23 protein-coding genes and 1 tRNA gene are annotated in these 22,085 nt (G+C 51.3%); 10 read left to right on the plus strand and 14 right to left on the minus strand.

The window, feature by feature from the left end:
* The first annotated feature begins 80 nt into the window (after positions 1-80).
* Entirely contained in the window at positions 81-968 is an 888-nt protein-coding gene (locus tag TK45_RS11810; protein WP_131259034.1) for a LysR family transcriptional regulator, read from the plus strand.
* Positions 965-1,291 carry a GIY-YIG nuclease family protein gene (locus tag TK45_RS11815; RefSeq protein ID WP_131259035.1) on the plus strand — a complete coding sequence of 109 codons (327 nt, stop codon included), beginning with the start codon at positions 965-967 and terminating at the stop codon, positions 1,289-1,291. The genes TK45_RS11810 and TK45_RS11815 overlap by 4 nt, the downstream gene beginning before the upstream one ends.
* On the opposite strand, the gene TK45_RS11820 is transcribed toward TK45_RS11815, so the two are convergent.
* Together TK45_RS11820 and TK45_RS11825 are read right to left on the minus strand one after the other, a co-directional pair.
* The gene (locus TK45_RS11820) at positions 1,249-2,034 is read right to left on the minus strand and encodes a potassium channel family protein (RefSeq protein WP_131259036.1); all 786 of its coding nucleotides are present in this window, start codon (positions 2,032-2,034) and stop codon (positions 1,249-1,251) included. The two genes, TK45_RS11815 and TK45_RS11820, sit on opposite strands and share 43 nt — an antisense overlap.
* Complete coding sequence (locus TK45_RS11825; RefSeq protein WP_131259037.1) at positions 2,031-2,936, minus strand: DUF350 domain-containing protein; 906 nt, start codon at positions 2,934-2,936, stop codon at positions 2,031-2,033. Before TK45_RS11825 ends, TK45_RS11820 begins: the two co-directional genes overlap by 4 nt.
* Positions 2,937-3,038: 102 nt before the next feature.
* Here TK45_RS11825 and glnE point away from each other — a divergent pair, with 102 nt between their 5' ends.
* Positions 3,039-5,849, plus strand: coding sequence for a bifunctional [glutamate--ammonia ligase]-adenylyl-L-tyrosine phosphorylase/[glutamate--ammonia-ligase] adenylyltransferase (gene glnE, locus TK45_RS11830; protein ID WP_254426605.1), 2,811 nt, complete (start codon positions 3,039-3,041; stop codon positions 5,847-5,849).
* On the opposite strand, the gene TK45_RS11835 is transcribed toward glnE, so the two are convergent.
* The 4 genes from TK45_RS11835 to TK45_RS11850 form a co-directional block, all read right to left on the minus strand.
* Entirely contained in the window at positions 5,846-6,466 is a 621-nt protein-coding gene (locus TK45_RS11835; RefSeq protein ID WP_131259039.1) for a TcpQ domain-containing protein, read from the minus strand. The genes glnE and TK45_RS11835 overlap by 4 nt on opposite strands.
* Before the next feature lies 1 nt (position 6,467).
* Entirely contained in the window at positions 6,468-7,391 is a 924-nt protein-coding gene (lpxL, locus tag TK45_RS11840) for an LpxL/LpxP family Kdo(2)-lipid IV(A) lauroyl/palmitoleoyl acyltransferase (RefSeq protein ID WP_254426606.1), read from the minus strand.
* A gap of 107 nt (positions 7,392-7,498) precedes the next feature.
* Positions 7,499-8,344, minus strand: a complete 846-nt coding sequence (locus tag TK45_RS11845) for a mechanosensitive ion channel family protein (protein WP_131259041.1) — start codon at positions 8,342-8,344, stop codon at positions 7,499-7,501.
* A 62-nt stretch (positions 8,345-8,406) separates the two neighbouring features.
* Positions 8,407-9,279, minus strand: a complete 873-nt coding sequence (locus TK45_RS11850; protein WP_131259042.1) for a DMT family transporter — start codon at positions 9,277-9,279, stop codon at positions 8,407-8,409.
* Positions 9,280-9,431: 152 nt separating this feature from the next.
* Between TK45_RS11850 and TK45_RS11855 the strand changes: the two genes are divergently transcribed.
* The 3 genes from TK45_RS11855 to TK45_RS11865 are packed head-to-tail and all read left to right on the plus strand — an operon-like array spanning position 9,432 to position 11,460.
* Positions 9,432-10,721: an amidohydrolase gene (locus tag TK45_RS11855; RefSeq protein ID WP_131259043.1), complete on the plus strand. Its 1,290-nt coding sequence runs from the start codon at positions 9,432-9,434 to the stop codon at positions 10,719-10,721.
* Between the two features lie 35 nt (positions 10,722-10,756).
* A complete protein-coding gene (locus tag TK45_RS11860) occupies positions 10,757-10,939 on the plus strand; it encodes a hypothetical protein (RefSeq protein WP_131259044.1) in 183 nt (60 codons plus the stop codon).
* A gap of 35 nt (positions 10,940-10,974) precedes the next feature.
* Complete coding sequence (locus TK45_RS11865; RefSeq protein WP_131259045.1) at positions 10,975-11,460, plus strand: hypothetical protein; 486 nt, start codon at positions 10,975-10,977, stop codon at positions 11,458-11,460.
* 1 nt (position 11,461) lies between these two features.
* Here TK45_RS11865 and TK45_RS11870 read toward each other — a convergent pair whose 3' ends face one another.
* Entirely contained in the window at positions 11,462-11,683 is a 222-nt protein-coding gene (locus TK45_RS11870) for a hypothetical protein (protein WP_131259046.1), read from the minus strand.
* 29 nt (positions 11,684-11,712) lie between these two features.
* Positions 11,713-12,129, minus strand: a complete 417-nt coding sequence (locus tag TK45_RS11875; protein ID WP_131259047.1) for a methylglyoxal synthase — start codon at positions 12,127-12,129, stop codon at positions 11,713-11,715.
* Between the two features lie 162 nt (positions 12,130-12,291).
* On the opposite strand from TK45_RS11875, the gene TK45_RS11880 reads away from it, so the two are divergent.
* Complete coding sequence (locus TK45_RS11880; RefSeq protein ID WP_371414274.1) at positions 12,292-14,115, plus strand: cation:proton antiporter; 1,824 nt, start codon at positions 12,292-12,294, stop codon at positions 14,113-14,115.
* A gap of 157 nt (positions 14,116-14,272) precedes the next feature.
* On the opposite strand, the gene TK45_RS11885 is transcribed toward TK45_RS11880, so the two are convergent.
* A tRNA-Leu gene (locus TK45_RS11885) sits at positions 14,273-14,359 on the minus strand.
* 180 nt (positions 14,360-14,539) lie between these two features.
* Between TK45_RS11885 and trxA the strand changes: the two genes are divergently transcribed.
* Positions 14,540-15,385 carry a thioredoxin gene (gene trxA / locus TK45_RS11890; RefSeq protein ID WP_131259048.1) on the plus strand — a complete coding sequence of 282 codons (846 nt, stop codon included), beginning with the start codon at positions 14,540-14,542 and terminating at the stop codon, positions 15,383-15,385.
* 34 nt (positions 15,386-15,419) lie between these two features.
* Here the strand turns inward: trxA and nhaA are convergent, their stop codons facing one another.
* The gene (nhaA, locus tag TK45_RS11895) at positions 15,420-16,592 is read right to left on the minus strand and encodes a Na+/H+ antiporter NhaA (protein WP_131259049.1); all 1,173 of its coding nucleotides are present in this window, start codon (positions 16,590-16,592) and stop codon (positions 15,420-15,422) included.
* A gap of 49 nt (positions 16,593-16,641) precedes the next feature.
* On the minus strand, positions 16,642-17,184 hold the full coding sequence (gene msrA / locus TK45_RS11900) for a peptide-methionine (S)-S-oxide reductase MsrA (protein ID WP_131259050.1): 543 nt from the start codon (positions 17,182-17,184) through the stop codon (positions 16,642-16,644).
* 172 nt (positions 17,185-17,356) lie between these two features.
* Here msrA and TK45_RS11905 point away from each other — a divergent pair, with 172 nt between their 5' ends.
* Together TK45_RS11905 and TK45_RS11910 are read left to right on the plus strand one after the other, a co-directional pair.
* Positions 17,357-18,424 (plus strand): SMP-30/gluconolactonase/LRE family protein, encoded by a 1,068-nt coding sequence (locus tag TK45_RS11905; RefSeq protein ID WP_131259051.1) that lies wholly within the window; start codon positions 17,357-17,359, stop codon positions 18,422-18,424.
* Between the two features lie 83 nt (positions 18,425-18,507).
* Positions 18,508-19,929: a sodium-dependent transporter gene (locus TK45_RS11910; RefSeq protein ID WP_131259052.1), complete on the plus strand. Its 1,422-nt coding sequence runs from the start codon at positions 18,508-18,510 to the stop codon at positions 19,927-19,929.
* A 40-nt stretch (positions 19,930-19,969) separates the two neighbouring features.
* Here the strand turns inward: TK45_RS11910 and TK45_RS11915 are convergent, their stop codons facing one another.
* The 3 genes from TK45_RS11915 to TK45_RS11925 all read right to left on the minus strand — a co-directional run bounded on the left by TK45_RS11915 (position 19,970) and on the right by TK45_RS11925 (position 22,051).
* Positions 19,970-20,764 (minus strand): NAD-dependent epimerase/dehydratase family protein, encoded by a 795-nt coding sequence (locus TK45_RS11915; protein WP_131259053.1) that lies wholly within the window; start codon positions 20,762-20,764, stop codon positions 19,970-19,972.
* 19 nt (positions 20,765-20,783) lie between these two features.
* Positions 20,784-21,218 (minus strand): nuclear transport factor 2 family protein, encoded by a 435-nt coding sequence (locus TK45_RS11920; RefSeq protein WP_131259054.1) that lies wholly within the window; start codon positions 21,216-21,218, stop codon positions 20,784-20,786.
* Between the two features lie 74 nt (positions 21,219-21,292).
* Positions 21,293-22,051, minus strand: coding sequence for a DUF2884 family protein (locus TK45_RS11925; protein ID WP_131259055.1), 759 nt, complete (start codon positions 22,049-22,051; stop codon positions 21,293-21,295).
* Positions 22,052-22,085 lie beyond the last annotated feature (34 nt).

The raw sequence follows: 22,085 nt of genomic DNA on the forward strand, positions 1-22,085 counted from the left end.
GGTTTTATTGGGATTGTACGTGAGCGCTTATTGTGGATAATCCTGTTGTAATGAAAATTATTATTACAAATATGAAATAAATGCAGGATTGGGAAGGAGTTAATGAGTTTGTTGCGGTGGTCGACGCCGGCTCCTTTACCGGTGCGGCCAGACGACTGCAGTGCTCGGTGGTGAATATCAGCCGTAAGGTTGCCACGCTGGAAGCGACGCTGGCAGTAAGGTTACTGAACCGCACCACACGCAAAGTGACGATGACTGAAGCCGGGCAGTTGTTTTATCAACATTGCCGGGTGCTGGTGGATGGGCTGCAACAGGCACAGCAGGCGTTGCAGCAACTGCAGCAAAGTCCGGCGGGCAAGCTGAGGGTTACCGCACCTGTCACCTATGGTGAGCGTTATATTGCGCCACTGCTCAATCGTTTTATGCAGCAGTATCCGCAGCTGGAACTGGATTTGGTACTGACCAATCAAACTCTGGATTTGCTTGAGCATAATGTGGATGTGGCGGTGCGCCTCGGTCGCCTGGCCGACTCCAGCCTGATCGCGCGGCGCCTGGCCAATCGTCAGGTCTACGTATGTGGCTCACCCGCTTATTTAAACGCCCATGGCACACCACTGCGTTTACAGGACTTGTCGCGTCATCAGTGCCTGCTCGGCAGTCTGGATGTGTGGCGCTTTCAGGAACAGGGTAAGTTAAGAACCATGCGGGTGCATGGGCGCTTGCGCTGCAATTCTGGCAGCGCACTGCTGGATGCCGCCAGGCAGGGCTTAGGGCTGGTACAACTGCCGGATTATTATGTGAAAGAGGCGCTGGCCAGCGGCCAGTTGCGTGAAGTGCTGGCCGATTATCGGGACGCAAGTGAAGGCGTATGGGCGGTATATAGTCAGAACCGCCAGTTGGCGCCGAAAGTGGCGATGCTGGTGGACTATTTACATAGCCATTTGCCACACAGGGTGGGCGACCTATGACTGACTCGGCACAGCGCTGGTTTGTGTATCTGATCCGGAATCGGTTGAATCAGCTTTATACCGGTATCACAGTCGATCCCAAGCGTCGGTTTTTGCAACACGCACAGGGTAAGGGCGCTAAGGCACTGATTGGCAAAGGGCCATTGGAGCTGGTGTTTTGTCATGCCTTGGCGGACAGACGTAGCGCGGCGCAAACCGAATACTGGATTAAGCAGCAAAACCGCCAAACCAAGCTGGCAATAATCGCGGGCACGCAACCCTTACCGGTGGACAGTGAGGATTATTTATCTTCGCTACTGCGGGCTTTGTCGGCCAGCAATTGATCGAGTTTTTCATGCAGACGATTGACCGAATGGGTCAGGTCTTCTACCTGCACATCAATACGGCTCAGGCGTTTACTTTGCAGGGCTAACTGGTCGTCTTCATCCGGCGTTATAAAGTGTGACACCAGATAACCGGAGATAACGCCGAATAAACTCACGCCACTCATAATCAGCAGTACCGCAATAATCCGGCCAGTGGTGGTGACCGGGTAAAAATCGCCGTAGCCTACGGTGGAGATAGTCACCAGCGACCACCATAGGGCATCTTCAGCGGTTTTGATCATGGCACCGGGCGCGTTATGTTCGACCAGATAAATAGACAGTCCGGCACCACCGATCACCACAATCAATACCGCCATCAGGGTGGCCAGCGTGGTCTGAATTCGCGCTTTAAAGGTTGGCAGCAGGCTGTAGTGGGCAGCGCGCAGCAGGCGGATAACCCGGAATACCTGTAAAAAGCGCGCCAGCCGAAACGGCTCCACCGCGGGGATACTGGCAATTAAGTCGATCCAATGATGCTTCAGATACGTTAGCGGGGAGTCGGCAGTGAGCCAGTTGAACAGAAAATGTGCCAGAAAGATCAGGCAGATAAAGGTATCCATGGTCAGCAGATAGTTACGTACGTCGTCTTCTAACGGGACGAGTAACAACACGCTGACCAGCACAACCGCCACCAGTGACAGCAGCATCATGCCGATATCAAACGGCTTCAGGGCATTGCCGTGGCGGTCGACCAGTTTCATACGCTTACGACACCTCTGAGTAACATGGCCATGCCAATGCTTAGAATCATTTCAATACTGGCGATGCCGACATTGTGCTGATGATCCACTTCACGTACCAGATTGATACCAAATAACACGATGCGTTTGGCAATCAGTGTCAGCACCACACTGGTGATTGTCAGGACAGTCGCAACCAGTAACCAGCTCAACAGGTTATTCACATAGGCCTGTGGCTGATACTGAATAATATGTTCACCGGCCGATACCGCAATGGATACCCCGAGAATTTGCCCGGCATGGCGAACCGCCAGCGCGAACTGCCCGCGTACCAGTGCGTCCTGCATATCATCATTCTGGTTATTTGCCGCGTAATGATGCTCTACCGCACGGGTCGTCAGTAAAATCATGGTTAGCGCAACGACAAAGCCAGATGCGATGGCAATCAGGCCATTGATATCAATACTGCGGGTCCAGCGTAAAACCGAAGACACGATCAGTGCCATGGCGATTGCACCGGCTGCATCGACGAAGGCAATGCTGATATTGCCCTGCATAATTTGGTCGTGCTTGTTAAAGCGACTGAGAACCAGGCGGTCATGGGCAACCCGGCCCACTTTGATCAGCAATATACCAACCAGGCCATAGCTAATCAGTTTTATCGCCATTTGCTGATAGGCCATCATGGTAAAGCTACTGACCACTGCGGTGATCAGCATGGCAATGGATAGCAGGGCCCCTGCGATGCTGATCCCCAACGCAAAATTATCCTTGCGTGCTAATTCTTCGCGAAAATCGATACGCACCCACAGCGAATACGCCCATCGCATTAACACCAGAATGAACAACCCCAGAAACAGGTCCAGCCCCATCGTTGTGAGGTCATGGCCACTCAGGGAAATCTGGCTAAGTATTTGCTGCATAACGGAAACATTCTTGTAAACTCATGGCAGTCATGATCAGATCATTCTGCGCGACTGGCAAGTATTTATCCCAGACAAGCCAGCCCGCATACCGGAGCAAGCGTGTTACAAGCCAAAGGCCAGGCCGTCTGGCAACAGTTTTCAGAGCGTTATCCGCAGCAGGCTGAGGCCTTACAGGTCTTCGCCCCGGATATTATTGTTGGCTTTTCGCTGAGCGATTTTATTGCCGACAGTTGCCTGAAAGATGCTGAGTTACTCAGTTGGTTATTTATCGATAAGCAACTGTCCTGCGCTCAGCCCGATTACGCCAACTATTGGTCGCAAATTCATGAGATACAGGATGAAGCCAATCTTGCCCAGCACTTGCGCCGTTTTCGCCGCCGCTGGATGGTGCAGTTGGCGTGGCGGGATCTGACCCATCAGCAATCCATCGCGCAATCACTGACCGACGTTTCGGCACTGGCCGATACGCTGATTAATGGCGCCTATCACTGGTTGTACGCCGATATGTGCAGTAAACACGGCATGCCGATGGGGAGTCTCGGCCCTCAACCTATGCTGATTTGGGGCATGGGTAAACTGGGCGGGCAGGAACTGAATTTCTCATCCGACATTGACCTGATTTTTGCTTATCCCGAGCCGGGTGAAACTGACGCCAGGCGTGGCCTTGAACATCAGATCTGGTTCCAGCGGCTGGCGCAAAAGCTTATCGCTGCCTTGCATCAAATCACCGCTGACGGGCAGGTGTTCCGGGTGGATATGCGTTTGCGCCCATTCGGTGACAGCGGGCCGATTGTCAGCCATTTCGCCGCGCTGGAAGATTATTATCAACAGCAGGGACGTGACTGGGAGCGTTACGCCATGCTCAAGGCACGGATTATTAACCCGGATGGCCGCTACAGTGAGCAGCTGGAACAGATCCGTCGGCCGTTTGTATTTCGCCGCTATATCGACTTCAGTGCCATTGAGTCGCTGCGCCGCATGAAGTCCATGATCAGTCAGGAAGTACGTCGACGTCAGCTGACCAACAACATCAAGCTGGGCGCCGGTGGTATCCGTGAAATTGAATTTATTGTGCAAAGTCTGCAATTGATCCGTGCCGGTCGGCAGGCATCTTTGCAAACTCGCAACCTGCTGCAAACCTTACAGGTGATGGAACAGGAACAAGTGCTTGAAGCCTCAGATTGTCAGGCATTGCGCGACTGTTATTTGTATCTGCGCCGGGTTGAGCATTACCTGCAGCAATTTAATGATGCACAGACCCAGACGTTACCGGACGACGGATTAAACCAACAGCGTTTATGCAGGGTTTGTGAGGTCGCCGACTTTTCCGCGCTGTTAGCTCAGGTGCAGGGGGTGATGGCCGAGGTTAGTCATCATTTTGAACTTCTGATTGGCGAAGAAGCCGAAGGCGCCAGCAGTTGTGATGCTGAATTTAACGATGCCTGGTTACTGGAACTCAGTGACAACGAGGCTCAGGCGCTATTGGCCGATAAACTTAGTCAAACCCAGATTGCAGACTTATGGCCGGCCTGGCAGCACTTTCGCGACTATATGCTGCATCACCCCATTGGCCAGCGTGGGAAAGAAACCCTGGATAAGCTGATGCCACTGATTTTGCAGGAGGTTGTGCGCTCAGACGATGCATCCTCGCTGCCACGTTTGTACACCGTGATTAAAGCGATTAGTCGCCGCACTGCCTATCTGGAACTGTTGTTTGAGAATCAGGGAGCTCTGCGCCAGTTAATCCGCTTGTGTGCCGCCAGCCCCTGGATCACTGAGCAAATTGCGCGTTTCCCGGTATTGCTTGATGAATTACTCAATCCACAAATGCTCTATCAGCCGACGCCGCTGCAAAGTTATGCTTCGGAAATCCGCCAGTATTTTCTGCGTATCGACCCGGATGATCTCGAATTACAAATGGAAACCCTGCGTCAGTACAAACTGGCTGAACAGTTGCGCATTGCCGCCGCGGATGTGACGGGGGCGCTGCCGGTCATGAAGGTCAGTGACCACCTGACCTATCTGGCCGAAGCCATAATTGATCAAGCGGTGCATCTGGCCTGGCAGCAAATGACAGCGCGCTATGGCTATCCGGCCGGAGCCAGCGACGATAACCTGCAATTTGCGGTGGTTGGGTATGGCAAGTTGGGGGGGCTGGAATTAGGTTATGGCTCAGATTTGGATCTGGTGTTTATCCACGGTTGTGACGGCAATGAACTGACATCTGGCGAAAAATCTATTGAATCGCGTCAGTTTTATCTGCGCCTGGCGCAGCGGATTATGCATATTTTCGCTACCAAAACTGCCTCGGGTGAATTGTATGAGGTGGATCTGCGGCTCAGGCCTGCCGGCAATTCGGGCTTATTGGTCTGTCATATGGACGGCTTTGCCCAATACCAGCAGCAGGAGGCCTGGACATGGGAGCATCAGGCATTGACCCGCAGCCGCATGATATTTGGCAGTGATACCCTGTATCAGCAATTTGCAAAAATCCGTCATGCTGTGCTGGCCAAACCCCGTGACATAGACACATTGCGTCAGGAAGTGCGTGAGATGCGCGATAAGATGCGCAGCCATTTAAGTCAGGGGGACGAATCGAAGTTTGACTTAAAACAGGACAGAGGCGGCATTGCCGACATTGAATTTATCGTGCAATTTTTAGTTCTGGCACACAGCCATGGCTTCCCAGAATTGACCCGCTGGCCAGATAATGTGCGGATCATTGAGCAGGCACTGCAACATGACTTACTGACATCCGCGCAGGCCAGCACACTCAATCAGGCGTATCTAGCCTATCGCAATCGCGGTCACCATTTGACCCTGCAAGGTGCCCCTTTATTGGTCGAGGATCAAGAATTGATGCAGTTGCGTGGCGAGGTGAGCGAGATTTGGCAGCAACTCATGAACTAGTTGGGTTGCTGATCCCGTTGGTTTTTTTCGCAGTGCTGTAACAGGTAGTTACTCTGTTTGTTGGTGATCACCAGCGCTCGCTGGCGGGGACAGAACCAGGTTTCCACATCGCCATCAAAATTCGCCCCAATTGCACCGGCAATTTTGTGCAGTGACCCGACGATAGTATCTTCGATTTGAAACTGGACTTTGATGATAAAGTCCTGATCCAGCTCCCACAGCACTTGCATACCCTCATTTTGTGCGTGGGCAGAAATACTCTCGCGTAAGGTACTGCCGGCTTTGAAATCACGAAACTTGTACTCACCGACCCAGCCGCGCGGGATATTACTTTGCAGGGACTCCATATCCGACAAGCGGTTGTCCATTCCTTCCTCTGGCTCTTCCACTTCTATCACGAAGTCGCCAAGATCTTTTGGGCGCGGCTGTGACGAAGACATGCGGTAATCGGCATAAAATTTACTCATGCCGGCAGCCGGGTCTTTGGCCGGTTCGCCATCCATGCTGCCTTCACGGTTAAGCAGAATAATTAACGTCACACCCACCACAATAACGCCCAGACTTAACAGGAGGTAGCGGAGCCAGAATTGTGCATTGCTGGGTGGTTTTTTTGCCATGTTATCCGTAATACGAGGGTAGGCTGCTGTCCGGGCGGGTCTTGTAGCGTTTATGCATCCACAAATATTGCTCCGGCGCCTGCATGACCAGTTCCTCGACTTTCTGGTTAATGCGCGTCACATCCAGTTTATCGTCCATAGACGGAAAACCTTCAAGACCTGGCAGAATTTTAATTACATAGCCATCATCGGTACGCAATGGCAAGACGAACACACTTTCGCAATTGGCTTCGCGGGCAAAAATTAACGTGCCGGTGGTGGTGGCGGCATCCGGTACGGCAAAAAATGGCACAAATTCGCTGCGGCGGGCTCCGTAGTCCTGATCCGGCAGGTACAGGCACAGGTCGCCGTCATTCAGGCAATTGAGCATTTCCCTAACGCCTTTTTTGTGGATCATCAGTTTGTTGGCACGTGAGCGGCCGCGATATTGGATCCATTCCATCAGCGGATTGTTATGCCGGCGGTAAAACACCACGGAAGGGTGCACTGTACCAATCACCCGGCAATTCATTTCTAAATTGAGATTATGAATGGCAATGCCGAATACGCCTTTGCCCTTGTCCAGAATCGCCTGAATATGTTCGTAACCTTCTACCCGGCCAATGCCGCGAACCCGCCAGTCTGGCCACCACCAACCCATGCCGCCTTCAAGCAAAGCGATACCGGTATTTTTCAGGTTTTCACGTAGGATGCGCGCGCGCTCTGTGTCAGGCATGTCAGGAAACGCCAGTTCCAGATTACGTTTGGCCACGTTGGTGCGACTTTTTGCCAGCTTGCCAAGTAGCAGACCCAGTTGCCCGCCAAGCGCCAGTTGCCAGCGCCACGGTAACCAACTGATGAGATATAAAATGCCGATGCCCAGCCAGGTCAGCCAGTATTTAGGTCCTAAAAATGCCCATTCAAAATCGGGTCGTTTAATATGCAAAATTGCATCCTGCGTTACGTCTTTGCGTGCATTGTACCCAGATAATTGAGTAAACATAAGCGCAGGCAGGTATTACCTGTGCAGCGAGAATGTTCGCTGCACAGGGCTTAGTTGTTGTGCTGATAAATATGCACATCCCGCTGTGGAAACGGAATGCTGATATCGTTTGCATCAAAGGCTTTTTTTACCGCTTCAATCAGGGCAAAACGGGTTTTGACGTAATCATCAGAATTAACCCACGCGCGCAATTCAAAATTAACCGAACTGTCGGCATGGGCTGAAACAAAGATATCCTGATCATGATCAGCCAACAGGCGGGACTCTGCCGCCAGCACGTCTTTGAGCACGGCGCGGACTTTGTCGATGTCGTCGCTGTAGGACACCCCAAAGGTCAGGTCGATACGACGGGTGGGCTCGCTAAACAGGTTTTTGATGTTGCCGTTAGATAGCGCGCCATTGGGGATCACCACTTTCTGGTTATCCAGTGTCAACATCAGGGTATTAAAAATCTGGATCTCGGTGACTTTGCCTAGAAAACCCTGTGCTTCAATCACATCGCCGACTTTAAATGGTTTAAACAACAAAATCAGCACGCCGCCGGCGAAGTTGCTTAAACTTCCCTGCAGCGCAAGGCCGATGGCCAGACCTGCGGCACCCAGCATGGCAATCAGTGAGGCAGTTTCCACCCCAATCATGGAGGCAAAGATTATCAACAAAATAATGCGCAGGAATGCATTGCTGATACTGCCCAAAAAGCTGCGCAATGTGGGCTCAACTTTGGCGGTTGAAAGGGCCACATCCAGTACGCGCAAAATGCCTTTGATCACCCAAAAACCGGCAAACAGTACGATAAAGGCAAGTAATACCTTAGGGCCGTAAGTCAGCAATAATTCGATACTGACGTCATAGATTTTGTTCAGAGTTTCTGTGCTATCAGTTAACGACGGCTGCATGATTTTTCCTTATTTATCCTTGCCTTAGAATGTCAGTGTATAACACCTGACGGTAAATGCCGCTATGCCGATAAAACCAGTACCGCTGCCAGCGCCACCAAGACTAAGCCGATATTCTCCCGTTTACGCGCCGGACTTTTTAACCACCAGAGATTAATTGCCAGCATAAAAAAGACCTCGATCTGGCCGAGGGTTTTGACCAAGGGTACGGCGGTCAGCGCCATGGCACTAAACCAGCCAATGGAACCTAAGCAGCTGGTGGTACTGATCAGCACGACCTGACGTGACTGGCGCAGCAGAGCATGCAACGTATGCCGCTCAGCTATTGCCAGATAGCCACACAGGATCACTGTTTGCAGGCTGATTACGCTTAACAGCACCCAGGCAGCACTGTGTGGGAAGGGCACATCGAGACGAATGGCCGCCTCACGCACCGACAAAGAGGTCAGCGCGAAGCTGACTCCGCTGGCCAGCCCCAATAAAACGGTTGGAGCCGACAATTGATGCCAGCGCCCCTGACTGGAGAGTAACATAACCGCGAAACCACCAATCAGCACCCCCAGCCAGGCCTGTAGCGATAACTGTGTGCCAAAAAATGCCATGCCCAAAACGGCAGCAAACAATGCTTCTGTTTTGGCTAAACCTGCACCTACCGCGAAATTTTTTAACTGGAACAATCGTGCCATCAAGGCGGTCGCCAGTATCTGCATCAACGCGGCAAAGCAGATAAACCCCAGTGCAGGGTATTGAATAGTCGGCAGTGGGGTAGGTTGCCACTGGTGCAGAGCAAGCAGATAAAGTGCCGCCAGTGGGCCTGCCCACAGGAACCGTGCCAGCGTGACGCCCAGCGGACTGATCTGGCTGGCCAACTGGCTCTGTAATGCATTGCGCCAGGCCTGCATAAACGCGGCCAGACAAGTAAAAGCGATCCACATAGTTTTCACTCCGGGTAAGGCGACCAATGTATCGCTTTTGTCTGCGCTGGCGAATTTTTTATGAATATATTCAGTATTTTGCGATTAAGCCTATCGAATACCATCACGCTCTGTGCCACAGTGGTACACAAACAACGGTTGGATAAATAAACATGAACAAAACACTGTTTACGTTGGGACTGGCATTGCTGTGTTCGTCGGGCACGCTGGCTCAATCAGTTGAGCAACGAGTTGATGCAGTTGAATCGGACGTGATCAAGTGGCGTCGCCATTTTCACCAGCATCCGGAATTATCCAATCGCGAATATCAAACGGCCGAATATATCGCGGCCTATTTAAGGGGGTTAAACCTGCAGGTGACCACCGGCGTGGCAGGAACCGGTGTGGTGGCGATTCTGGACTCGGGCAAGCCCGGACCAACTGTCGCCCTGCGCGCGGATATGGATGGTTTGCCGGTCAAAGAGCTCAATGACCTGGCGTTTAAATCCGAAGTCATCGGTGAGTTTAATGGTAATCAGGTGCCGGTAATGCATGCCTGTGGCCACGATACCCATATGGCCATGCTGATGGGCGCAGCCAAAATACTCACCGATATGCGGGCGCAATTAAACGGCAAAGTGAAATTTGTCTTTCAACCCGCCGAAGAGGGAGCCCCGCCGGGTGAAAAAGGTGGTGCCGAGATTATGGTCAAAGAAGGCGTGATGCAGAATGTTGACGTGGTGTTCGGTCTGCATATCAGCTCCGGGACAGATGTCGGCGTGGTCGAATATCGCCATGGTGGCATTATGGCGGCGGTGGATCCGTTTAAGATTGTCATTAAAGGCAAGCAATCCCATGGTGCGTATCCCTGGCTCAGTGTGGATCCGATCACAACTGCAGCACAGATGATTTTGAGCCTGCAAACCATCGTTAGCCGCGAATTAACTCTGATTGACGATGGCGCCGTGGTCACGATAGGCGCAATTCACGGTGGTAACCGTTCGAATATTATTCCCTCTGAAGTTGAATTGGTCGGTACCATACGTACCCTGAACGACAGCGCTCGCCAGCATGTGTACGAGGCCATGGCGCGCAAAGTAGAACATATTGCTGCCAGCATGCGCGCCGAGGCAGAGCTGACGCTGCCGTTGGATTATAGCTATCCGGTTACGTATAACGATCCCGCGCTGATGAACAAAATGTTACCGACTATCCGCCGTAGTGCCGGTGAGCAGAATTTGCGGGAAGTGAAAGCCGTTACCGGCGCTGAGGACTTTTCCTTTTTCCAGCAGGAAGTACCGGGTCTGTATTTGTTTGTAGGCGGCAAACCGCTTGATACCAAAGCGGATGAAGCTCCCGATCATCACACGCCGTATTTTTATATCGATGAAAGTGGCATGAAGACCGGGGTTAAAGTGTTAACCGATCTGACCCTGGATTATATGCAGATGGCCAGCAAATAAGCGCTTTTGCCCAGTAATTACACAAGGAAATGAGTATGCAAGACGTGTTGAACAATAGTCCGTTTTTCGTAGGTTGGGGAGCCCTCGCGCTGATCAATGCCGGATTAGCCCAAGGCAAAGAGCGTAAGGGACTTAACTGGTTTTTGTTGTCGTTGTTGCTGGGCCCGGTGGCCACATTACTGCTGGTGCTGTCGCCAAAACTCGATATCAGGTACTGAATTATGGCGCGAGAGTTGTATCCGGATGCCAAATTATGATGCGTAGTGTTTTTGTGCTTTTTCTTTGGGTGTGTTGCTGCAACCTTGTGCTCGCATTTGATTATGATGGTTATAAGAAAACGACGCTATCGTCGATTGTGACTGAATCTGATGTCATCATAGACTCGCACGGCGAAGACTTGGGATTAGAAATATTGACGCCGATGCGTGCAGTTTCGTTTTCAAACCAAATTCTGAGTTTGCCGGCGCCTTGTGATACCAATGCGTTGTTCCAGATTTTAGTCATGCAAGGGCATGAGCGGAACAGTTTACCCGCCGTTAGCTTTTGTCTTGAGATAGAAAACGAATCCGGACAAAGCGCAGTAATGTATGTGCAAGACAGTTTGGTGTCAGCGATGCAGAGCGAACTCATTGCAGGTGATGTAATTACGACCTGGAGTGTATGGGTCTTTAGTAACGGCTTCGATCGCAAACCTTACTTATTGTTAAACGCCTACCGTAAAGGTCTGCCCGACGCCTAGCTCACTTCTCGGGAGTTGGTTGCTTCGCCAAGGCTTCACGGGCCTTTTTATATTCCTCGTAGGACATGTTATTGGCTTGCCGGCAGGCATCAATTTGCTCCGGCGTTTGTGCATCGATAATGCACTGGCTCTTTTGATAATTTTGGCCGGTCTCATACAGGCTACGGTGACTACAGCCAGTGAGCGCTAAGGTGCATAAGATTAACGTAAGGTGCGTTTTCATTTTGGGCTCTCCAGTTTGGGCGGTCAGCATTATTTGCCGTAGTCGGGTATATCCCGCTGGTAATCCGGCGCATCAATATCCACCACATTAAACATCAAATCGGCACTGGCTTTGTTGCAGGCGACCGGAATATTCCATACCGAACACAGTCGCAGCAATGCTTTGACGTCAGGATCGTGGGGCGCAGGGTCGAGGGGATCCCAGAAAAACACCAGTACATCCAGTTTACCTTCAGCGATTAACGCGCCGATCTGCTGGTCCCCGCCCAGTGGGCCACTCCGATAGCGGGTGATGGGTAAACCCAATGCTTCCTGCAACAAGCCCCCTGTGGTACCGGTGGCAACCAGCTTGTACTGGCGCAATTTATGAATATTGGTTTTTGACCACTGAATCAGTTCAGGTTTTTTATGATCGTGTGCGACCAGGGCGACGGTTTTGTGTGTCATAGCCGAATGCAAAAAGAACAGGTAAGGCTATGCTAATCTATTTGTGCCCTGACCACTACAGGACAGTGGCTCGATTGTTCGGCACACGAAATAGCCGAGCAATAATCCCGAGCCGATGATATAAAAGCTGTTGTTGCCTTATTGCGAGCCAAGGAGAAAGACTTGCAAAACCTGACGTTGTTGTTGGTGATGGTGGGATTACTGTCCATTGGGTGTCAGTATCTTGCCTATCGAATCAAAGTCCCCGCGATTTTACCTTTATTGGTTACCGGTATTCTGGTTGGGCCGGTATTTGGGGTTATGAATGCCGACGCTATCTTCGGTGATTTGCTGTTCCCGATTGTGTCATTATCGGTTGCTATCATTCTGTTTGAAGGCTCGCTGACCTTAAAACTGACCGATCTGGGTGGCCACGGTAAAATGGTGCGAAACCTCTGCACGGTAGGTGCACTGGTGACCTGGCTGGTGGTCAGTTGGGCGGCGCATGCCACTCTCGCACTCAGTTGGCAAATTGCGTTTTTGTTCGGTGCCATCGTTACCGTGACCGGGCCAACGGTGATCGTGCCGATGCTGCGTTCGATTCGCCCCTCGGCCAAAGTCTCTAATATTCTTCGCTGGGAAGGCATTATCATCGATCCCATTGGTGCCTTGCTGGCGGTACTGGTGTACGAATTTGTGGTGGCGACTCAGGATGCCTTTAGCCATACCCTGTTAGCATTTGGTGCCACATTGGTCACCGGTTTTGCGCTGGGTTCGATGGCGGGCTATGGCCTGGGCGTGGTATTGCGAAAAAACTGGGTACCGCACTATCTGCGTAACACGGCCGTGCTGACCATCATTCTTGGTGTATTTGCCCTGTCCAACGTGTTTGCGCATGAGTCAGGCTTGCTGACGGTCACTATTGCCGGCATGTGGCTGGCCAATATGAAAGATGTCGAAGTGGACGACATCATCGAATTTAAAGAAACCCTCAGCGTGCTGCTGATTTCCGCCTTGTTTATTTTGCTGGCGACGCGCATTGAACTCAGCGCAATTACCGATTTGCGCTGGAGCGTGATCCTGCTGTTGCTGGTGATCCTGTTTGTGGCGCGGCCGCTGTCTGTGGTAATCAGTTCTATCGGTGCCGGATTAAAATGGCAGGAAGTGGCATTACTGAGCTGGATCGCGCCGCGCGGTATTGTTGCCGCGGCGGTATCGGCGTTATTTGCCCTGCAAATGGAAGCCCAGGGATTTGAGGAAGCTAAAATACTGGTACCGCTGGTGTTTCTGGTCATTATCGTTACGGTTGTACTGCAAAGCCTGACCTCAGTCACGATTGCACGGTTGTTAGGAGAGCGCGCGCCACCGCCGATCGGTTACCTGATCTTTGGCGGCAACGAGTTTTGTCGTTTACTGGCCAAAGAGCTAATCAATCACGATATTCCTGTGCGTATTGCAGATACCAACTGGAACGCTATCCGTCATGCACGGATGGAAAACATTCCGACCTATTTTGGTAATCCAATGTCCAGTCATGCTTCACGGGTGCTGGATATGGCGCAATTTGGCACTGTGTTGGTTATGTCGCCCTATAAGCAGCTTAATCCGCTGGTGACCTACCACTTCCAGTATTATCTGGGTAAAGAAGCGGTGTATGCGTTAACCAATAACGAGCAGGACGTGCGCCCCAGCCACCAGGTATCGGAGCAATATGCCAAACGTCTGAGTCTGTTTGGTGAGGGCGTTACCTATGCGCGCCTGGCCAGTATGGTGTCCAAAGGGGCAACGATTAAAACCACTGGACTGTCTGAGAACTTTACCGAAGAAGACTACAACGCCACTTATGGGGAACGGGCACAACGCCTGCTGGCGATAAACCCGCAGGGCAGGATTCAACTGTATACCATGCAAACGGATATTAAGCCCAAGGCGGACTGGAAGATTGTCAGTTTAATTCTGCCAGAAGCAAAACAGGATAAGGCCGAACCGGAGTCGGGCAGCCGCTGAAGCGGTTGCCAAGCTGTTAGGCAATGCGCCAGAATTTTCGGTGAGGTACCAGAATTTTAGATGAGGTGCCAGATGTGCAGGGACTTGTACCAGTTTTTCAGGCACAAAAAAACCGCTTAAAAAGCGGTTATTTGTTTTCACCGAAGTGAAGGGAATTTGGTGCAGATGGGGAGACTTGAACTCCCACGACCTTTCGGTCACTAGCACCTGAAGCTAGCGTGTCTACCAATTCCACCACATCTGCAAGACGGGGCGCATTATATATAAAGTGCGGGGTTTGAAAAGCCCTTTTTGCAAAAAAAATCGCAAAAAATCCGGTTTTGCCGTTCGATTGCGGATTAATTAAGCAAATGCCCGGTTTGGCGTTGCAAAACAGCGTCGTTATCCCCATTTGCGCAGGTAAGTTAAATAAAGAGAACGACGCATGAGTAATGCAATTAATGTGGATTTAGAGAATTTTCAGCATGTGATGCTGGAACTCTCCCAGCAAAAGTTAGTACTGGTCGACTTCTGGGCGGATTGGTGTGCGCCCTGTAAAAATTTAATGCCCATTTTGGAAAAGCTGGCGGTTCAATACGCCGAGCACTTAGTTTTGGCTAAAGTGAATTGTGATGAACAACCGCAGATTGCCGCACAATTTGGGGTGCGCAGTTTACCAACGGTGATTTTAGTTAAAGACGGTCAACCGGTAGATGGTTTCGCCGGCGTTCAGCCAGAGAGCGACATCGTGGCATTATTGCAAAAGTATCTGCCTAATCCGGTCGATGAATTACTGGCCTCAGCGCAACAGCAGCTTGGCGCCGAGCAATGGGAGCAAGCCGCGCAGCTGGCAAAGCAAGCCCATGATTTGGCGCCCGAGCGTGCGGACGTGAAGTTTGTGCTGGCCAGTGCTTATATCCAGCAAGGCTTTACTGCTCAGGCGAAGACCTTGTTAGAAACCGTGACTATGGTCGATCAGGATGCCACCTATCAGGCTTTGATGGGCCAAATTGAACTGGCCGAGCAGGCGGCAGATACCCCGGAGATTCAGGCGCTGCAGCAACAATTGGCGGCACAACCGGATAACCTGACCCTGCAAGTACAGCTTGCGGTGCAATTACAGCAGGCGAAACGGGTTGAAGAAGCACTGGAATTGTTCTTCGCGGTATTAAAGAAAGATTTAAACTTCGGTGAGGCAAAAAAACTGGCGCTGGATACCATCAACGGTTTACCGCCGGGTGATCCGCTCGCCAGCACCTACCGCCGCAAGATATACAGCTTATTGTATTAAGAAAAAAGCCTGACAACTGTCAGGCTTTTTTGTCTCAGTCAGCAACTTTCCTGAGGTTATTTTTAAGTACCAGGTAGCCCACGATGGCAGACAGAATAGAACCTGCCAATATGCCGAGGCGTTCATCAAACATCTGATTCATGCCGGTACTTTCAAATGCCAGGCTGCCGATAAACAGTGACATGGTAAAACCTACACCACACAAAATGGACACGCCATACAGCTGAGTAAAGTTAACGCCGCTGGGTAATTTCGCGACACCGGATTTGATCAGTAACCAGCTAAAGCCGAAGACGCCCAATTGTTTACCGATAAATAAGCCCAGCGTGATTCCCAAGGTTACCGGATGCACCAGCGAGGCCATATTTAGCGCAAATAAATCGATACCCGAGTTAGCGAAGGCGAATACTGGCAGCACCACATAGGACACAGGAGAGTGCAGATTATGCTCCAGCTCCTTTAATGGGCTGTATTCGGGGTTCTTGTTGTCCCGCATCGGAATGAAAAATGCCAGTGCCACACCTGCCAGCGTCGCATGGACACCGGATTTTAACGTGGCTAGCCACAGTACGGCACCTATCAGCAAGTAGGCCGACGTACTGGTAACATTTCGGCGGTTCATAATAAACAGAATGGGCAAACACACCGCGCCAATAATCAGCGGCACAGTAGCGATATTTTCGGTGTAAAACACGGCGATGATAATAATGGCGCCAATGTCATCGATGATGGCCAGCGAGACTAAAAATAACTTGAGCGCCGGTGGTACCCGGCTACCCAATAACGCCAGAATCCCCATGGCAAAGGCGATATCGGTCGCTGCTGGAATCGCCCAGCCTTGCATTGCCATATCGTTACCCCAGCATATCCAGGCGTAGATACCGGCGGGCACGACCATACCACCGATAGCCGCAACAGCCGGAAGCATTATGTTGTCTACTGACGAAAGCTGACCTTCGGCGATTTCCCGTTTTAACTCTAAACCAACCAGGAAAAAGAAACCGGCCATCAGGCCGTCGTTTATCCATAGCAACAGCGGTTTGTCGACCACCAACGCACCCACCTGCACAGAGACAGGTAAGTCGATGAGTAACTGGTAAAATCCTGCCAGTGGGGAATTGGCTGCAATCATCGCCAGCAGGGCGGCCAGAATCAATAAAATGCCACTGGCTGACCCTTGCTTGAGAAAATCATTTAGTACTTTCATGTCACTCCTTCATGTCTGCTACGCAGGGGCATCGGTTGCCAATTCGCCGTTAGCTTTTTAGCTTGCTGGCAAATTTCTGTTTAAATTTAGCCAACTTAGGCGCAACTACCATATTGCAGTACTGGTTTTGTGGATTCTGGCTAAAGTAATCCTGATGATATTCTTCAGCAGGGAAGTAGTTGTTAACGGCCGTAACTTTGGTAACGACCGGGTCGGGCCAGATTTTTTCCTGCTCTATTTCGGCGATAATCTGTTCGGCGGCCTGCTTTTGGGCGTCGTCATGGTAAAAAATTTCACTGCGGTATTGCGCGCCGATATCTTCGCCCTGACGGTTGAGTTGCGTAGGGTTATGCAACGCAAAAAAGATTTCCAGAATATCCCGATAGCTAATGCTGTCGGCGTCAAATTCAATCCGCACAACCTCTGCATGGCCCGTGTCGCCTTTACATACCTGTTCATAGCTGGGCTGCTGAGTATGCCCGCCGGCATAGCCGGAGATCGCTTTGATGACCCCTTCAATCTGATTAAATGCCGACTCGATACACCAGAAACATCCACCGGCGAGGGTGGCTTGCTGAACATTGGTTGCCATGAAATTTATTACCTTACGTAAAACCCTAACGGCAGTGCACCGTGCACTCACCTGACCTGATTAGATAGTGTCTGCCGTAAAAAAATCAAGCGCCGTCGCCACAGGTTACGGTTGACCGCGACCAGTGACTTGCCTAGGCTAGCCTGAATCATGGAATAAAAGGATGTAAATCATGCGGTTAGTTGCATGGATTGTGGCTGGCATCACACTGATCGCGGGGTACTTATGGTGGACGTCACCGATTCGTCCCGTAGCGCGACATTTTGACTCACCGCCGCCCTTGCAGGGTGTACTGAGTGTGAACAGCGCACTGCAACGGGCTGTCGTAGAAGGCCGTGAGGAGATTGCCGGTGGCGAAGACATCGCGATGGATGCGCAGGGCAACCTATACACCGGAAGCGCGGACGGCAAGATCTGGCAACGCACCACAAGTGGCCAATGGCGGGTGTTTGCACAGGGAAATCCTCTGGTACGGCCGGCTGGATTGGCGGTCGATGAACAGGGCAATCTGATCGTGTGCGATGCATTCAGTGGCTTACTGCGCGTTACCCCACAAGGTGACATCACTGTATTGGTCGATAGCTTCAATGGAGAGCGCTTTGGTCTGACTGACGACGTGGATATTGCACCTGATGGACGTATCTATTTCACCGACGCCACTGCCAACTACACGATGCACAACTATCGACTGGAAGCGTTAGAGGGACGCCCCTCAGGACGATTCATGCGTTACGACCCGACCACAGGCGAGACTGACCTTCTACTGGATGATTTGTATTTTGCTAACGGTGTGGCGGTAGCGAAAGATGGTTCGTTTGTGTTGGTTAATGAGACGTTCGCGTTTCAGACTCGCCGTGTGTGGCTATCAGGCGAACGCGCCGGACAGAGTGATATGTGGCAACACAATTTGCCGGGCTTTCCGGATGGGATCTCGGCGGATGATCAAGGTCATTTCTGGATGGCCTTGTACGCGCCGCGTTTACCCGCGCTGGAGAGCTTGCAGTCGTTACCGACACTGAAACGTATTCTGGGCGCACTGCCCGAGGCTCTGTGGCCAAAACCGGTCGCCCATGGTCTGGTGCTGAAGTTGGATGCTGAGGGGAATATTTTGCAGAGTTTACATGATGCAACTGGCGAAACGATGGCGATTGTGACCAGTGCCGAACGCTATGGCGACACTCTGTATATGGGGAGTCTGGTCAGACCGGGGATCGGGATGTTGACTGTACAGGCGAACTGACAGGAAAATCCGCGCAACGGTCGCGACAATCGTGCCGAGGGCTGATAGTATCGGCCGCTAAAACTATAAGAAAAGGAAGAAGTATGAGTGCGCCACGTGAACAATTTGGCTCTCGTCTGGGCTTTATTCTCGCCGCTGCCGGTTCGGCCGTTGGCATTGGTAACATGGTAGGATTTCCGGTTGCTGCTACCAAAAATGGTGGTGGCGCGTTTTTATTGATCTACGCGCTGTTTGTCGCCTTTGTCTGCTTACCTGTGATGCTGGCCGAGATGGCATTGGGTCGCAACACGCAAAAAGATCCGCTGGGTTCATACAAAAAACTGGCGCCCGGGGATGGAAAATGGGCTATCGCGGGTTGGTTGTCGGTGATCACGCCATTTATGATTGCGGTGTTTTATACCGTGATTACCGTATGGATTATCGGCTATCTGTTCCATATCGTCGGTGGCGATTTAGCGCTATTGGCTGACCCTGACACTTTCGGTAATTTTATAAATAGTTATGAAGTCTTTATCTATATGGCTGTTGTTGGCGCCATTGTTTTTCTGATTTTGCAGGGTGGCGTTAAAGAGGGTATTGAAAAGGCGGCGAAGATCCTGATGCCAGCACTGTTTATTATGCTGGTGGGCTTAGTGATCTTTGTGCTGACGCTGGATAATGCATTTGCTGGTGTCGAATATTATCTCGTTCCTGATTTCAGCAAGATAAACGCCAGCGTCGTTAGCGGTGCGTTGTCTCAGGCGTTCTTCTCGCTGTCGCTAGGTATGGGCATTATGATCACCTATGGCTCGTATCTGGGAAGGGATAATGCTGTGCCGGGTTCGGCTAAAATGGTTGCCCTAACCGATACCGCGGTAGCATTTGTGGCGGGCTTGCTGGTCTTACCGGCGGTGTTTTCGTTCAATCCTAATACCAATACCGCAGAGCTGTCGGACTCGTCGGTCGGCATGATCTTTACCTTTTTGCCGAAGATTTTCCTCGCCCTGCAGACCACCATTGGCTATACAGGCGCAAGCATCGTTGCCGGGCTGTTTTTCCTGCTGGTGTTTTTTGCGGCGATTACTTCACTCGTCTCGATCATTGAAGTACCTAACGCGGCGCTGATGGGCGAAACCGGCATGAATCGTAAAAAGGCGTTGGTTATTCTTGGTGTGCTGATCACGCTTCTGGCAGTGCTGTCTTCTACGTCATTTGGGATGCTGGATTTCACCACTAATTTTGTACATTACGCCAATGCAGATAAGTCGGTGTTTGATGTGTTGGTGGATGTTTTCTACGACACAATTCTGCCGCTCAATGGTCTGTTGGTGTGTATCTTTGTTATCTATCGCTGGAAGCGCGCGCGCTTCAATGCGGAGCTGGATGCAGGCGATCCGGCCTACAAAGGCAGTCTGTTTGAAAAGTACGTGGACTTTTCACTGGGTACGTTCATTCCGGTTATTTTATTGTTGGTATTTATCAACACCGTTGCGTTGAAATACTTCGGCGCGCCATTGGTTGGCTAACTAACAGGTTGGACAGAAAAGCCCCGAACGCGGGGCTTTTTTATTGGCAAAAGTCCATCGGATCCGGGAATTGTAGTGTCAGCCCCAGCGTCGCCAGGGTTTGACTGGCATCAATCCAGCGCGTCGCTTGCTGATGTTGGGTGAAGGTTGGGATCGCCAGACCACGTTGCCGGGCGCAGGCGCTATAGTATTCCTCACGCGTTGGGTGCTTTTCACAACACAAATGCAGGGTTTCGCCCCACAAACTGGTGTCGATAATGCGGCTGATGGCGTGAATAACATCGGCCTGATGAATCAAATTAACCGGCGAGTGGGCATCGTCCAGCTCTTTGCCTGCCAAATGCACCACTGGATGTCGATCATGTCCAACCAGGCCGGCCAGACGCAACACAGTGCCGTGTGCGGCATAGATGTCTCTTACTGCATGTTCGATGGCCAGATTGGCGCGCGCCGAGGCGGTTAGCGGCTTAGGTTCTGTGGTTTCAATAATTCGGCCGCTGGCCTCCCCATACACAGATGTGCTGCTGATAAACAGCAGATGCTTGCAGCCAAGGTCACGCAGGTGTTGCACCAGGCGCTGAATCGCCACGGTGTAATCACTAAGATCCTGACTGCGCCGTCCGCCCGGAATATTTAACACGCAGACATCACTTTGTTGGGCGAACGCCAGATTCGGCCAGCTGTGCTCGAGCTTCCAGTCGAATGCGTGGGCCTTAATATGCTTGTTGAGCATGCCGTCATGGCGTTTAGTGACATCGAGTGTATGGCCGTGCTTCGCCAGATGCAGCGCCAATGGCGTGCCCAGCCAACCTGCGCCGATTACCGAAATGTGCATAGTGTTTATGGGTTAGTCGCTAGTGGGCGAAACTAATAACACGGCTAAGGGTCCATTTGCCATCTTCAATGCGCCAAATATGGATAAATTCAAAGGTGCCGCAATCCATTTTGCCCTGTTCCGGATGACAAAACTGATGTTTACCATGCTGAATCGCCCCTTGCTGGGCGATGGGAAAAATGCGCGTGCTGCCTTCCACCAGTTGGCGGTTGAGTTGCAAATTGCGCTCACACAGTGCGCGGGTGTTTTGCATGCTTTGGGCATAATCAGCGATGCCGGCCTGATCGTGGTAAAACTCAAGATCCGGGCTAAACAGATTAGCCATGGTTTGAATGTCACACTGGTTAAAAGCATCGAAAAATTGCCTGTCCATAACTAGGATTTGCTGCTCCAGGGTTTGTCCGTTAACCGTAAAAGCGAGCAAACAAGCGAGGCTGGCGAGTCTGGATTTCATCTGTGTCCTCTCCAAATAAAAAAGGCGGCCAGGGATGGCCGCCAAAGCAACGGGAAAACCGTTATGCCAGGGATTTAGTGGGTAACTGTTAATACGTTCAGTTCGCTCAAGCCGTCTACGCTTTCACTCAGGCGCGTCTCGTATTCATCGACGCTGGCCAGTGATTCGCATAATTCATTGGCGCGCAGTTCAATTTGGTCCGCTCTGGCTTCCATTTGCTTTTCCATGTCTTCGCCAAATTTTTCCATGCGAGCTTCAAAGGCATCCATACCATCACCGAATAACATTTGAGAACCGATGGCCATTAGCAAACCTCCAACGGAGCGCTCCACCACCGACTCAATGCGTTCTTCAAACTCTTCTTCAAATTCTGCGCCAAGGAAGTCGCCATTATCCATATCGTTAAAGCTGAAACGTACGTTACCGTTGTCATCGTAGAAACGCTGGTGCATTTCGTTGCGTAATTCGTTGAACTCGGCGCTGATATCTTCCACCAGATCGGAGTCTTCGCCGCTGATTTCGCCAAAGGCTTTCGCTACTGCTTCACCCGCTAACCCAATCGCATCCAGAGCGATATCTGCGGTCGCTGGGGCGGCGTGCATAAAGCCCTGATAGTAGCCTTGTGCATCAGCTTGCTGACTGGCCGTCAGCGATAATGTCTGACCGTTGAGAGTGACCGTCTGACCATTCATTTTCAGTTCCTGATCATCAGCGAAGCGTACCGTTAGCACCCGGTTTTCCAGACTCACCTGTTGGTCGACATGAACATTGCATTCGTTGTGAGCCAATGCACTGGTGCTAAATAATAAACTGGTCAGTAGCAGACGTTTCATAGTGAATCCTTATCAGATAATTTTTTGTGTTCGA

Source organism: Bowmanella sp. JS7-9 (assembly GCF_004329715.1).
GTDB classification, from domain to species: domain Bacteria; phylum Pseudomonadota; class Gammaproteobacteria; order Enterobacterales; family Alteromonadaceae; genus Pseudobowmanella; species Pseudobowmanella zhangzhouensis.